Here is a 347-nt window from a genome sequence, read left to right on the forward strand (position 1 = left end):
TACCTTCATCTGTTTCTTCTTGCTTCGGCATTTCTTCTACTTGCTCTGGATTCTTTCCTCCAGTTTCTTCTGTTCTTTCTCCTGCCTGATCAAGTTGGTTTTCTCCATCTGCTCCTTCTTGCTTCGGCGTTTCTTCTACTTGTTCGGGTTCCCTTTCTCCAGCTTCTTCTGTTGGTTCTTCCAACTGTTCAAGTTTCTTTTCTCCATCTATTTCTTCTTGCTTCGGCGTTTCTTCTACTCGCTCTGGATTCTTTCCTCCAGCTTCTTCCGTCTGTTCAAGTTTCTTGCCTTCAGCTATTTCTTCTTGCTTCGGCGTTTCTTCCACTCGCTCTGGATTCTTTCCTCCA

General features: G+C 44.7%; 1 pseudogene. It reads right to left on the bottom strand.

Going from position 1 to position 347, the window contains the following annotated elements:
- Positions 1-347: pseudogene (locus MR066_RS27060) on the bottom strand (hypothetical protein); the annotation flags it as partial.

Source organism: Bacillus cereus group sp. BfR-BA-01523 (assembly GCF_022662615.1).
GTDB lineage: Bacteria > Bacillota > Bacilli > Bacillales > Bacillaceae_G > Bacillus_A > Bacillus_A mycoides.